Annotated in this window: 11 protein-coding genes; 8 read left to right on the top strand and 3 right to left on the bottom strand. The window is 56.0% G+C overall.

What is annotated here, in order from left to right; all coding sequences use genetic code 11:
* The gene (locus F5984_RS20935; protein WP_152126173.1) at positions 1–1107 is read left to right on the top strand and encodes an efflux RND transporter periplasmic adaptor subunit; all 1107 of its coding nucleotides are present in this window, start codon (positions 1–3) and stop codon (positions 1105–1107) included.
* 104 nt (positions 1108–1211) lie between these two features.
* Complete coding sequence (locus F5984_RS20930; protein WP_152126172.1) at positions 1212–4394, top strand: efflux RND transporter permease subunit; 3183 nt, start codon at positions 1212–1214, stop codon at positions 4392–4394.
* A 64-nt stretch (positions 4395–4458) separates the two neighbouring features.
* Here F5984_RS20930 and F5984_RS20925 read toward each other — a convergent pair whose 3' ends face one another.
* On the bottom strand, positions 4459–4893 hold the full coding sequence (locus F5984_RS20925; protein ID WP_185155602.1) for a response regulator: 435 nt from the start codon (positions 4891–4893) through the stop codon (positions 4459–4461).
* 279 nt (positions 4894–5172) lie between these two features.
* On the opposite strand from F5984_RS20925, the gene F5984_RS20920 reads away from it, so the two are divergent.
* Both F5984_RS20920 and F5984_RS20915 read left to right on the top strand, forming a co-directional pair.
* Positions 5173–5892: a glucosamine-6-phosphate deaminase gene (locus tag F5984_RS20920; RefSeq protein WP_152126171.1), complete on the top strand. Its 720-nt coding sequence runs from the start codon at positions 5173–5175 to the stop codon at positions 5890–5892.
* 33 nt (positions 5893–5925) lie between these two features.
* Positions 5926–7260, top strand: coding sequence for an NCS2 family permease (locus F5984_RS20915; protein ID WP_152126170.1), 1335 nt, complete (start codon positions 5926–5928; stop codon positions 7258–7260).
* A 1-nt stretch (position 7261) separates the two neighbouring features.
* On the opposite strand, the gene bla is transcribed toward F5984_RS20915, so the two are convergent.
* Positions 7262–7990 (bottom strand): subclass B1 metallo-beta-lactamase, encoded by a 729-nt coding sequence (gene bla, locus F5984_RS20910; RefSeq protein WP_152126169.1) that lies wholly within the window; start codon positions 7988–7990, stop codon positions 7262–7264.
* A 96-nt stretch (positions 7991–8086) separates the two neighbouring features.
* Positions 8087–9823, bottom strand: coding sequence for a 2-succinyl-5-enolpyruvyl-6-hydroxy-3-cyclohexene-1-carboxylic-acid synthase (menD, locus tag F5984_RS20905; protein ID WP_152126168.1), 1737 nt, complete (start codon positions 9821–9823; stop codon positions 8087–8089).
* Positions 9824–10044: 221 nt separating this feature from the next.
* Between menD and F5984_RS20900 the strand changes: the two genes are divergently transcribed.
* From F5984_RS20900 to F5984_RS20885, 4 genes are all read left to right on the top strand, one after another.
* Positions 10045–10764, top strand: coding sequence for a TetR/AcrR family transcriptional regulator (locus F5984_RS20900; RefSeq protein WP_152126167.1), 720 nt, complete (start codon positions 10045–10047; stop codon positions 10762–10764).
* Positions 10765–10849: 85 nt separating this feature from the next.
* On the top strand, positions 10850–12178 hold the full coding sequence (locus F5984_RS20895) for an ABC1 kinase family protein (RefSeq protein WP_152126166.1): 1329 nt from the start codon (positions 10850–10852) through the stop codon (positions 12176–12178).
* A gap of 187 nt (positions 12179–12365) precedes the next feature.
* Positions 12366–12869, top strand: a complete 504-nt coding sequence (locus F5984_RS20890) for a deoxycytidylate deaminase (RefSeq protein WP_152126165.1) — start codon at positions 12366–12368, stop codon at positions 12867–12869.
* Complete coding sequence (locus F5984_RS20885; RefSeq protein ID WP_185155601.1) at positions 12866–13477, top strand: acyl carrier protein phosphodiesterase; 612 nt, start codon at positions 12866–12868, stop codon at positions 13475–13477. Before F5984_RS20890 ends, F5984_RS20885 begins: the two co-directional genes overlap by 4 nt.
* Positions 13478–13479: the final 2 nt, after the last annotated feature.

Here is a 13479-nt window from a genome sequence, read left to right as displayed (position 1 = left end):
ATGAAACCACACATCCAGACTCTGTCTTTGACAGCCATCTGCCTGTTTGCCATTGCCTGTGGTGGGCAAAAAAATGAGCAAAAGCAGGGGCCTCCCCCTCCCACCCTTGTGAGTGCCGTACGCGCTACCAAAGGCGATGCCGTTTACTACGACGAATTTCCGGCCACAATCACGGCCTTGCTCGAAGTCGATGTGCTGCCGCAGGTGGCGGGCAATATCACCGGTGTTTTCTTTCAGGATGGGCAGGTGGTGCGGAAAGGGCAAAAACTGTACACCATCGACCCGCAACAGTACCGGGCAGGATACGATCAGGCCGTTGCGAACCTGAACGTGCAAAAAGCGAATCTCAACCGCGCCCAGAAAGACGCCGACCGGTACAACACCCTGGCGCAGCAGGATGCGGTGGCCCGGCAACTCGTAGACAACGCCAACGCTACCCTCGAGGCCGCCCGGATGCAGGTAGCAGCCGCCCAAGCGGGCATTGACGCCGTAGCCACCAACCTCAAATACACAACCATCTACGCTCCGCTCGACGGCACCATCGGTATCTCGCAGGTGCGTATGGGTGCAGCTGTGGCACCGGGCACCGCCCCTCTCAACACCATCTCGTCGGACAACCCCATTGCCGCCGATGTGCAGGTTGATGAAGGACAAATTGGGCGTTTTTTACGCCTGCAAACCGCTAAAAACACCAGCCGCGACTCAACGCTGGTTCTGGTAATGCCCGACGGTAGCCGCTACCCGTACCCCGGCACGGTCCGCATTGTCGACCGGGCGGTTGACCCGCAAACGGGTACCCTCCGCGTCCGGGTTGCGTTTCCGAACCCAAACCGTCAGCTCAAGGTGGGCCTCAACGCCAACCTCCGGGTAAAAAACAGCACCGGTGAGCCCCAACTGCTTATTCCGTACAAAGCCGTAACGGAGCAAATGAGCGAATACTTTGTATTTGTCGTGGGCGACAGCAGCAAGGTGACCCAGAAAAAACTAACCCTCGGTGCGCGCATCAACGACAAAGTAATTGTCAAAGGCGGCCTCAATGAAGGTGAGCTGGTCGTGACCGAGGGCACCCAGAAAATCCGGGAAGGAGCGCGGGTAAAAGTAAATTAAAGAGGAGTGAGGAGATAGGAGTGAGGAGTGAGAATGCTCCGCCACAAGCGTAAGTGTCAGTATTCTCACTCCTCACTCCTATCTCCTCACTCCTGCACAGATCTATGTTTGCAGAAATCTTCATAAAACGGCCGGTCATGGCCATCGTGATTTCGGTGGTTATTGTGGCCCTTGGCACGCTGGCTCTGCTGAGCCTGCCCGTCAGCCAATATCCCGATATTACGCCCCCCGTAGTACAAGTTTCGGCAACCTACACGGGTGCCGATGCCCAAACGGTGGAGCAAACCGTAGCTACCCCCATCGAAACGCAGGTGAACGGCACCCCCGGCATGTCGTACGTGCAAACCAATGCCACCAACGACGGTCGGATGAGCATGAACGTGACCTTCGACGTGGGCACCGACGTGAATATTGCCGCCCTCGATGTGCAGAACCGGGTCGGTATTGCCCAGCCGCAATTACCTGAGGAAGTGACCCGGCTGGGCGTAACCGTACGGAAGCGTAATCCATCGCTATTCATGCTGGTGGCCATTTATTCGCCTAAAGGCTCGCACAATGTTTCGTTTCTGGACAACTACGCCAACATCTATATCCGCGACGCCCTGTTGCGGGTTGAAGGAGTAGGCGATATTTTCAGCCGGGCCGACGACTTCAGTATGCGAATCTGGATGAAGCCCGACCGGCTGGCCCAGCTTGGCCTCACCGCCGACGATGTCATTGCGGCCCTTCAGGAGCAAAACCTGCAAGTGGCCGGCGGCTCGGTGGGGGCACCTCCGCAACCCAGTTCACAGGCATTTGAGTACACCGTTTTCACCAACAGCCGACTCAGCAAAGAGGAGGAGTTTAACCAGATTGTGGTTCGCTCCGACCCGGCGCGGGGGTCGCTGGTGTATTTGAAAGACGTGGCGCGGGTGCAGTTGGGTAAGTTCTCGTACGCCAACAACTCGTTTGTAGATGGCAACCGGGCGGCTTATCTGCTCATTTACCAATTGCCGGGCAGCAACGCCCTCGAAACGGCCAAAGGGGTATATGCCGCTATGGACAACCTCAAAAAGACGTTTCCGAAAGACGTGGATTACGTGGTGCCGTTTGAATCAGTGTCGGTGATTCAGGTTTCTATTTCGGAGGTTATCAAGACACTGGCCGAAGCGCTGGTGCTGGTGATTCTGGTCGTGTTTCTGTTTCTGCAAAGCTGGCGGGCCACGCTCATTACCCTACTGGCCATTCCGGTGTCGATTATCGGGACGTTTGCCCTGTTTGTGCCACTCGGCTTTACGGTCAATACCCTCACCTTGTTTGCCTTCGTACTGGCCATCGGTATCGTGGTCGACGACGCCATTGTGGTGGTCGAGGCCGTGCAGGCCAACATCGACAAAGGCATGACTCCCTACGAAGCCACGGTGGAAGCCATGCGCGAGATATCGGCACCGGTAATTGCCATTGCCCTCATTCTGGCGGCTGTATTCGTACCGGTGGGCTTTATTCCGGGCATTGTGGGGCGGTTGTACCAGCAGTTTGCCATAACCATTGCCGTGTCGGTGTTGATTTCGGCCTTTGTGGCCCTCACGCTGACGCCCGCCCTGTGTACGCTGCTGCTCCGGCCTATGCACATCGACGCACAATCGAAAGGGCTAAACAAGTTTTTTTACCGGTTCAATGGCTGGTTCGACCGGGTTACCAATGCGTACTCGGCGAGTGTGCAGCGACTTATCAAAGCCACACCCCTTGTGATTGTGGGGCTGGTTGTGCTGTACGTTGGCACCGGACTACTCTTTCGGGCAAAACCAACCGGGTTTATCCCGACGGAGGACGAAGGTCGGTTGATCGTGACCTACGAAATCCCGGAAGCAGCCTCTACTACCCGCAGTCTGGAGGTACTCCGGGCGGTGATGGATACGCTCAAAAAGCAACCGTATGTAGCCCACTTCTCGGCATTGGGTGGCCTCAACGCCATCACGTTCGCATCGAAATCGAACAGTGGTACGGTGTTTATTCAGCTGAAACCCTGGGCCGAACGCAAGGAGCGAAGTATGCAGGCCGACTCGCTGGTGCCGAAGCTACAACGGGCGCTCGCGGGCCTGTACGACGCCCGGGTGCAGGTAGTGCAGCCCCCCGCCATTCCGGGCCTGGGTCAGTCGTCGGGCTTCACGTTTCAGATTCAGCAACGTGAGACCGCCGACGATGTGCGGGCGTTCGATGCGGTGGTGCAAAACTTCCTCGCCGAAGCCGCCAAGCGACCCGAAATTGGCCGGGCGTTCACGTATTTCACGGCCAAAGCACCCGCCTACCGAGTTGAGGTTGACAGGGAGAAATGCAAACGACTGGGCGTTTCGGTGTCTAATGTCTACCGAACCATTCAAACGTTTTTGGGGAGCCAGTACGTCAACGATTTCATTATCTACGGCCGTAAATTCAGGGTTGTGGCCCAGGCCGACACCCTGTACCGGAGCGACGTTCGGAACCTGAATCAGTTTTACGTCCGCAATGCAAGTGGGCAGCTTATTCCGATCAGCAACGTCATTCAGACCAAAGTGATTGAAAATGCCCCACTCATTTCCCACTTCAACCTGTTTCGGTCGGTGGAGCTGAACGGCGGGGCTAAACCGGGGTACAGCAGTAGCCAGGCCAACGATGTCCTCCGCGAGGTAGCGGCTCAGGTGTTGCCCGCCGGATACTCGTACGACTTTTCGGGCCTTAGCCGCGAAGAAATCAGCGCGGGGAATAGCTCAGTCTACATTTTTGCGCTCAGCATCGGATTTGTGTTTCTATTTCTGGCAGCTCTGTACGAAAGCTGGTCGGTGCCGTTTTCGGTGTTGCTTTCGGTACCAATTGGTGCCTTGGGGGCTATTCTGGCCTTGACCCTTTTCCCCTACCTGACCAATAATATTTACGCGCAGATTGGTCTGATTACGCTCATTGGTCTGGCCGCTAAAAACGCCATTCTGATTGTGGAGTTTGCCAAGGAGCGCGTAGACCGGGGCGAAGACCTCCTAGAATCGACCATCGAAGCGGTTCGGTTGCGGCTCCGGCCTATTCTGATGACCTCGCTGGCGTTTATTCTCGGCGTAGTGCCGCTGGCAATTGCTTCTGGAGCAGGTGGCGTAGCCCGCGTTACAATTGGCCGTACGGTACTGGGCGGGATGCTGGCGGCTACCTCGCTGGCCATTTTTGTGGTGCCGGTGCTGTACGTGGCCATTACGCGGCTTGCTTACGGGAAAAAGGGCCTCGAGGCTCTCCGGCAACGTCGGAAAAACAAACCAGAAGACCCTGCCCCCAGCCATTCCTAACAAAAAGCCCGGCACATTCACGTGTCGGGCTTTTTGTTCATACTTAAGGTCAGTGTGCCTACACCTATTCGTGCTCGGCAAAACGGTTAGGGTGCAGGCAATCAGACCAATACCGCACAATGGCATCCAACTGAGTGCGCATTTCTTCTACGCTTTGTTTCTTTTCGAAGAACCCCTGAATAGTTAGTTCGTAGGCTTCCTCAACCAGATGCCGGTACACCGGATGGGTAAAAAATATAAATGGAATTGCCCGCCGACGTAGCTTGCTGTCGGCTTCGATCTGTCGGCGTAGTTCAAGACCATTAACCACCTGCATACTCACTTCCGAAATAATCAGGAACGGTCGCTCGGGGGTTATTTTCAGGTACTCGATAGCCTCATGTCCATCGTTAAAAAAAATAATATCACTCATGGGAGCCAGCTCCTCTAAAATTGGCTTGAAGATCAATTGGTCGTCTTCATCATCGCTGATGAAAACTATCGGTCCTTTCTGATACATATTTCTTACGTATTTGTTATCCAACCAATACAACCGGAAACGTCCAAAAATGATTGGAGAAGGTTTCAAATCCCGTCATTATCCTATTCATTGCCCCACTTCAATGTGGCTCACCCGTATTTCACCCACTTTGGGAGCAAGATTGCGCACGTCCAACGCTCGTCACGAACGATAAATCGCCGTGAATCCGCTATTCTGCACGTTGATTGCGGGGCGCGTTTGCGCAAGGTGCCGTTCGTGACTTACTTGCAACCGATTCTGAACGAACGCCCATTTCCTATGCCTTTACGTGTATTTTCGGACCCAACGGCCTTAGCCGACCACGCAGCCCGACACATTGCCCACCTCCTCACCCGCAAGCCCGACGCAACGCTCTGCCTGGCCTCCGGCGAAACTCCCATTGCTACCTTTCGGGCCCTGGTTGAGCTGGCACAGTCGGGGCATGCGAACCTCGACCGGTGTACGTTTGTTGGGCTCGACGAATGGGTGGGCATGGGACCAACTGATGAGGGGAGTTGCAGTTATTACCTGTTTCGGGACTTGTTTGCGCCCCTTCAGATCCGGCCGGAGCAAATTCATTACTTCGACGCCAAAGCCGCCGACCTCACCGCCGAATGCCGCCGTATCGACGCTGTGATTCACGAGCGGGGCGGCCTCGATTTACTGCTGGTTGGTATCGGTATGAACGGACATATTGCCCTCAATGAACCCGGAACGCCTTTTACCAACTACTGCCACATCTCTGAATTAGCGGAAACAACCATAACCGTCGGGCAGAAATATTTTTCCACCCCTACCGCTTTATCGCACGGCATTACGCTCGGCCTACAGCACCTGATGGAAGCCCACGAGGTGATTCTGATGGCGTCGGGTGAGCGCAAGGCCGAGGTGATCCGGCAGGCCCTACACGGCCCCGTGACGGAGCAGTTTCCGGCCAGTATCATCCAAAAACACCCCAATGCGCACATCTGGATCGATGCCGCGTGTGATAACGGTTGATACATTAGATACCTCCAACTTTCTCTAAACACCATGACGTACTCCCGTCGCACCGAGGTTCTGGCCGGTGTATCTTCGTTTCTGGCTACGATGTACATCATTGTGGTCAATCCGTCCATTCTGAGTCAGACCGGCCTGCCGTTCAGCGGGGTTCTCACGGCTACGGTGCTGCTGTCGTTTTTCGGGAGTCTGATGATGGGTCTCTACGCCCGCAACCCAATCGTGGTGGCTCCGGGCATGGGGCTCAATGCGTTTTTCACGTTTACGGCCGTCAAAGGCATGGGTTTGAGCCCACAGGTAGCTTTGGGGGCCGTTTTCTGGGCGGGTATCCTGTTCTTGCTTTTGTCGGTGGGGCGTATCCGGTCGGCCATTGTAGGGCTTATTCCGGTGCCGTTGCGCTACGCTGTATCGGCAGGCATCGGGCTGTTTATCACGCTTATTGGCTTCGAAAACGCCCGGTTTATTGTAGGCAACCCAGCCACCCTCGTCAGTATCGCGTCGGTGCACGACCCGATTGTGCTCACGTTTGTGGCTGGGCTGTTGCTCACGGCCGTTCTGGTGGTGCGGCAAGTGCCGGGGGCCATCATCATCGGTATCGTACTGACCACGCTGGCGGCATGGCCCATTGGGCGGTGGTGGGGCGATGCCTCGGCTATCAACTTCGGCCAGAAAGCTTTGGTCAACTACAACGGTTTGTTTGCCGCGCCTGATTTCAGCCTGCTCGGTCAGTTAGACCTTGTCAACTCGCTGCAATGGGCGTTGTGGCCAGTCATTTTTGCCTTTGTTTTCACCGACCTGTTCGATAGTATTTCGACGTTTGTGGGCGTGGCCGAAGCGGGCAATCTGTACGACCCACTACCCGAGCATCAGCCATCCAACGAACCCGTTGTCCGGCAACCGCGCAACCTCAACCGCTCGTTACTGACCGATGCCGTAGCCACTACGCTGGCGGGTGTGTTAGGCACCAGCCCCGGTACGGCCTACATTGAGTCGGCAGTAGGCATTGCGCAGGGGGGCCGCACGGGTTTGGTGGCCGTTGTTGCCGCGTGTTTGTTTCTGCCCTTCCTGTTTCTGTCGCCCCTGTTGTCGGTAATACCGGCCATTGCTACAGCCCCGGCTTTAGTGCTGGTTGGCGCGTTTATGATGCAGCCCATCACGCGCATCCATTGGGATCAGCTCGACGAGGCCATTCCGGCGTTTCTGGCGTTGGTGCTCATTCCGTTCAGCTATTCCATCACGCAAGGCATTATTTGGGGCTTTCTGAGCTGGACCGTGATTAAACTCGCCGTAGGCAAACGGCACGAAGTTCCCACCGGACTGCTCATCATCGACGCGTTCTGTCTGCTGGCTCTCTGGAGTGGTCACTGACCTATTTTTTCATTTCCAGCAATCGAATCGTGTGTTCCAGTGAGGTGGTTTTGTCCCATTCCTGATGACCGGGAATCACGTATCTGGGTTTCGGGATGGTACGCTGTAGCCGCCGAACCGAGTTAGCCCACTCGCGGAGGTTGGCATCGGCCACGTTGCCTAGGCCCATAGCCGCATAGCTTTTAACAAAACAACCCCCGTGCAGGAGTTTTTCGGTCGGGAACCAAACCACCATATTATCGGCCGTATGCCCCTCTCCGGGGAAAATACACCGGATCGGCAGCTTACCGACCACCAGCGTGGTATCGTTTGGCAAAAGGCCTTCGGGCCGTTCGAAGCCCGCTTTCTCGGATTTATCAGCCGTGAGTGCCGTGCTTACCACCCGCACACCCGCCCGCCGGAGTGTGGCAATTCCCCCCACCCGGTCGTCGTGAAAATGGGTGACAATACAAAGCCGAACGGGCTGATGCAGGTTTTGCTCCACCCATTGAAGCAGTTGTTCGGTCTGATTCTGATCGGTCAGAACATCCCAGCCGGTATCTACCAGCACCACACCATCGGCTGTTTTGGCGATAATTCCGTTCGACGGTACCAACTCACCCCCGTACGTCCGAAACGTGGTATGCACGTAAAGGCGATCCGTAACTGGCGTCACCTCTATTTTGGGCGGTGTTTGGGCTTTGCTGAGCAAAACCATCACCGAAAGCAGAAAAATAAGTAGCGTTTTCACAGAAGATAGTTGATGTTATTTTTGGCTTGTTCGTCTGTGATGAGAAGATCGAACATAAAAGTGCAGCGACGGTCTGAGCACGCAGCCAGGGGGATCTCACCCCTCCCTCAGCCGTTCTTTATACCGTTTAAACTCCTGCTCGTTGACCCGTTTATCGGTTCGAATCTCAAGAAGTTTAGCCGTTTCTGAAGGCGAAAAAAAGCCCTGTAATGCCTGTTCAAGCCCGGCAGGGTTATCGGCAAACAGATACGCAATTTGAGCATCCTCCGCCGTGCGGGCGGCCGTCAGCGGCTGTTCGGTTTCGAAAAACTCGTCGAGTTCGGGCTGTCGGCTTGGCCCGTCGATCATCCTGAAAATATGCCCCGCGTGGTTGTTGAGCAATACAATCCGCAGATTCGGCGGCAACTGAGCGTGCCAAAGGGCGTTGCGGTCGTAGAAAAAGGCCACGTCGCCAATGAGCACCGTCACGGTCCGGTCGGTTTGCAGAGCTGCCCCAACTGCTGTGCTCAAACACCCATCAATGCCGCTAACCCCCCGGTTGGCGCACACAGCCACCTGTCGGTCGGCGGGTAAGCCACACAGGTTGGCGTATCGCACCGGCATACTATTGGCCAGGTGCAGCACCGAGCCGTGAGGTAGGGTGTCCATCAGGGCTTGCGTGGCTGTCCAGTCGGTAAACGCCGAGTAGGCCAGCGACTGCGCAATCACGCGGGCGGCCCGCCGGTCGGCCTGCTGCCAAAGCTCCCGAAACGCAAACGACTCCTCGCTATCGTCGTCGCCCTGCCGAAACCGCTGGTAATCCAGGTCGGCAAAGAGCTTCTCCAGAAACGGCAGGGGCTCCATCGGCACAAGCGTCGAAAGCGACCGGAACGGGTCGGAAATACGGCTGGCATCCGGGCCGATGTGCCAGTGCCGACCCCGCGCCGGGTGCTGCCGGAAGTATGTTTTCAAGTTGCGCGTCAGAAACGACCCACCGAGTGTGATGAGCAAATCGGGCCGGAGGCTATCGAGCAGGGTTTCGTCAGCACCCGACAAAAACGTATCGGTACGGGTGATAAACAGGCCGTTCTGCCCAATATTGCCGGGCAGCTCGCCCACCACCGGCACCCCCAGCTCCTCGCTGATTTTGTGCAGAACCGCCAACAGAGCCGGGTTGTAGGGCATTTGGCCCACGGCAATCAGTTTCCGGTCGGTATCGTCCCACTCGTCGAGGAGCCGATGCCAGACATCGGTTGGCAGTTGCGCTGTGGTCGCCAGAGTTTCGATCAGGCGCACCGGTTCAAATGTCAGCTCATCGCCCGGTGCCGGGTAAAACGGTTCGCGCAGGGGCACGTTGATATGCACCGGCCCGGCAGGTGCCAACCGGCTCAGGTTCACGGCTTCATTGACTGACCGCTCAATAAACCAGCGGCTGTCAGCATGGGTATAGTCGGCGGGGAGGTCGTAGCTCCGTTTTACGTGCGGGCCAAACACCCCAGCCTGCACCATCGTTTGCCCGTCTTGCTGGTAGAGCCACTCGTGCGGCCGGTCGGCGGTGAGCAACAGGAGCGGCACTTCGGCAAAGTAAGCCTCCGCTACGGCCGGGGCCAGGTTATACACGGCACTGCCCGACGTGCAGATAACCGCCACCGGGCGGCCCGACTGCATGGCCATTCCCAGAGCAACAAACCCCGCCGACCGCTCGTCGGCCACCACGCGGGTACGCAAACCGGGATGCCGGGCCACCGCAATAGTCAGTGGGGCCGACCGCGACCCCGGTGAGATCACCACATCCGTAATTCCTTTTCGGTAAATCAGCTCGGCAATATTGACGATGGGTTGTAATACAGGCATAAAACGCTACAATCTGTTTATCTGGACGTTACGCACTTTACTCTAAGAAAAACTACCGAAGCCACTCCGCAAACTACCCGGCCCGACGGGGCAATACTTTACCCGGACCGGGGCCGTTCTTCTGTCGGGCGGTTTAGTTCTTTGCTAGAAGAACTACGGTTCTGTGCTCTTATCCCAGATTTTTAAAAACTTTTTGCCAAAACAGGCCGTTCAATAACTATATGGAAACGCTCGAAAAAATCCGTAAAGCGTACACTGAGTACGTACTCGAGAACGGCATACAACCACCCTCCGTTTATCAGTTTGCAAAGAAACTGAAACTTCCTGAAGCCGAGTTTTATAATTACTATTCTTCGTTTGATGCGATCGAGGCCGACATCTGGCTGGCGTTTTTTACCGACGCCCGGCAGACCGTAGAGGCCGACGAAACCTACCAGACATACTCGGTTCGGGAGAAACTGCTGGCGTTTTACTACACCTGGATCGAACTGCTCAAAGCGCAGCGCAGCTTTGTTGTGTATAGTTATGGCCGCGTACGGGGGCAAATGACCGCACCCGACGGGAATGTTATGGGCAACCCAACGCGCCCCGGCTCACGAATTGCCCTGGCCCGAATGCGCGCCCGCGGCACCATGGCGAGCGGAAGCCGTACCCTGTTTCCGTTTAAAGATGCGTTCTACGATTTCGCCAAAGACCTGCTGGCCGAGGGCCGCGAAAGCCGCGAAGTGGAGCAACGCCCCTTTGTGACCAACCGCTACCCCGATGCGCTGTGGTTGCAGACCCTCTATATTCTCGATTTCTGGGTCCGCGACGTGAGCAAAAGCTTTGAACAAACCGATACCGCCATCGAAAAAACCGTCAACACGGCCTTTGACCTGATTGGCCGCTCCCCCCTCGACTCGGTGCTCGACCTGGCGAAATTTATCTACCAAAATAAATGAGTGATTGAGCGATTGAGTGATTGAGTGGTAAACTGATGCAGTACTAATCCCTCAATCGCTCATTCACTCATTCACTCAACAAACCATGAAAGAACAATCGTCTATCCCTACCACCAAAGTAGCCCGTGCGGGTCAGTTTGTAAAGGCGGGTATCAAGGTCGGTGGCAACTACCTCAAGCACTACAGCAAAAAACTGGTAAACCCGGACCTGACCAAGGACGAATTGCATCAGGACAATGCCGCCGACATTTATGGTGCCCTGAGTGAGCTGAAAGGTTCGGCGCTGAAAATGGCGCAGATGCTCAGTATGGACCGGGGTTTACTGCCCACGGCCTATACCGATAAGTTTGCCATGTCGCAGTACTCAGCGCCCCCCCTGTCGGGCCCGCTCGTGGTTAAAACCTTCCGTACGTATTTTGGCAAGTCGCCCTCTGAACTGTACGACAAGTTCGAGATTAAATCGGTCAACGCAGCCAGCATTGGGCAGGTGCATCAGGCCTGGAAAGACGGTAAACGCCTGGCAGTCAAGATTCAGTACCCCGGTGTAGCCGACTCGGTTAGCTCAGACCTGAAAATCGCCAAGCCCCTCGCGGTTCGGCTCCTGAACCTCGATGAGCGGCAGATTGACCGGTACATGGACGAGGTGGAAACCAAGCTCCTCGAAGAAACCGACTACGAGCTGGAGCTGAAACGGTCTATCGAAATTTCGGAGGCCTGCGCGCATATCGACGGGCTGGTGTTTCCGAAGTACTACCCCGCCCTGTCGAGCAAGCGGATTCTGACGATGGACTGGCTCGAAGGGCTGCACTTGAAGGAGTTTCTGGCCACGAATCCGTCGCAGGAAGTCCGCAACCGCATTGGTCAGCTATTGTGGGATTTCTACGACCATCAGATTCACTCGCTCCGGCAGGTACACGCCGACCCCCACCCCGGTAATTTCCTGATGCGCCCCGACGGTACGATGGGCGTTATCGACTTCGGCTGTGTAAAGGTGATTCCGGATTATTACTACGATAACTACTTCCGGCTCATCAACCCCGACACGCTGGAAGACAAGGCGTTGACCCAGCAGATTTTTGAGAATCTAGAGTTTTTGCACCCCGTCGACTCGGCAAAGGATCGGGCCTTTTTCTCGGACCTATTTGTGCAGATGATTCACATGCTGGGCGAGCCCTTTGCGGTGGAGACGTTCGACTTTGGCAACGACGAGTACTTCAACAAGGTGTACGCCTTTGCCGACGAGTTGACCCGGCTCGAAGAGCTACGCACCTCGAAAGTCGTTCGGGGCTCCAAAGATGGCCTGTATATCAATCGGACCTACTACGGTTTGTACGCCATGCTCAACGAACTGAAAGCCGTTGTGGTGACCCGCAAGCCCGATTGGCTCCGGTCGAAGAAGGTACTCGCGGTTTGACCGGCGGCCTTTTTGTCTTATCATTGCAGTATGACAAACGGGCCCGACAGTCGCTGGGAAGGGCGATTTAGCTCAGGCTCATTTTTGATTTCTGGTCTCTTTGGCTTCAGCCGGTTTCCCAGATCAAACTATTTTGATGGGAGGTTCCTTAACATTGAGGGCCTCCCCAAAAACTACAGCTCGCCTAATGCCCCGCCCTAATTTCGAAGATATTTTTATGGAGTTAGCCGTGAACCTGGCCAAACGGTCGCACTGCATCAAAGCGCAGGTTGGGGCCGTACTGACCAAAGACACGCGCATCATTTCGATTGGGTACAATGGCCCTCCGGCCGGTACGCACAACTGCGACATTGAGTTTCCGGAAGTGGGTTGCCCCCGCGACTCCAAGGGCTCTTGCTCCCTCGCCTTACATGCTGAACAGAACGCGATTCTGTATGCAGCCAAAAACGGCTCCGACATTGCCGGCTCTACGCTGTACGTAACCCTGTCGCCCTGTATTGCCTGCGCCCGAATTATCTACAGCATGAAAATTGAGCGGGTCATTTACCTGCACTCCTACGCGCAATACAAAGGCATTGGCACCGATGAAGGAGTCGATTTTCTGCGTCGGTTTGGGGTTCAGGTGGAAGAGTACGTGCCCGGTGAGGGCTTCACGCTGCAATCGGACCCACCTCTGTCCCGGCGCGTATGAACCTACTGGCGCACGGCTACTTATCTGTAGTGCCTCAGACCCGCCCAACAGCAGGCCTGATGGTGGGCAACTTTCTGGGCGACTTTATCAAAGGCGCCCCCGACCACCCGCGCCACCAACTCCAACCCGACGTGATTGCGGGTGTCCGGCTCCACCGAATCATCGACGCCTTTACGGACGCCCACCCCGATGTAGCCCTCGTGCGTGATTTACTGCACCCACGCTGCCACAAATACGCGGGCGTGGCCGTTGATGTTTTCTTCGACCATTTTCTGGCCCGGCAATTCACCATTCTCACAGAGCTGAGTTTGGCCGAGTTTATCCCGACGTATTACCAGACCCTCCAACAGCACGAAGCTAATTTCCCCGAACCGGCCCGCCGGATGTTGAGCGCCCTGATTGCCCACAACTGGCTGCCGCACTACGCCACGTTCGAGGGGGTCGACCGGTCATTGCGGGGCATTGCCCGCCGGACCCAATTCCAGTCGGGGCTCGACACGGCCGTGCTCGACCTGGAGAAATTTTACGAACCTATTGGAGAGGCTTTCGGGCGGTTTTGGCCCGAATTAGTGGCGGAGGTCGCCCGGTTTGGGGAGAAAGAATCGTAACT

Source organism: Rudanella paleaurantiibacter (genome assembly GCF_009184635.1).
GTDB lineage: Bacteria > Bacteroidota > Bacteroidia > Cytophagales > Spirosomataceae > Rudanella > Rudanella paleaurantiibacter.
The sequence above is the reverse complement of the archived record's forward strand: the minus strand, read 5'-3'. Positions and strand labels throughout refer to the sequence as shown.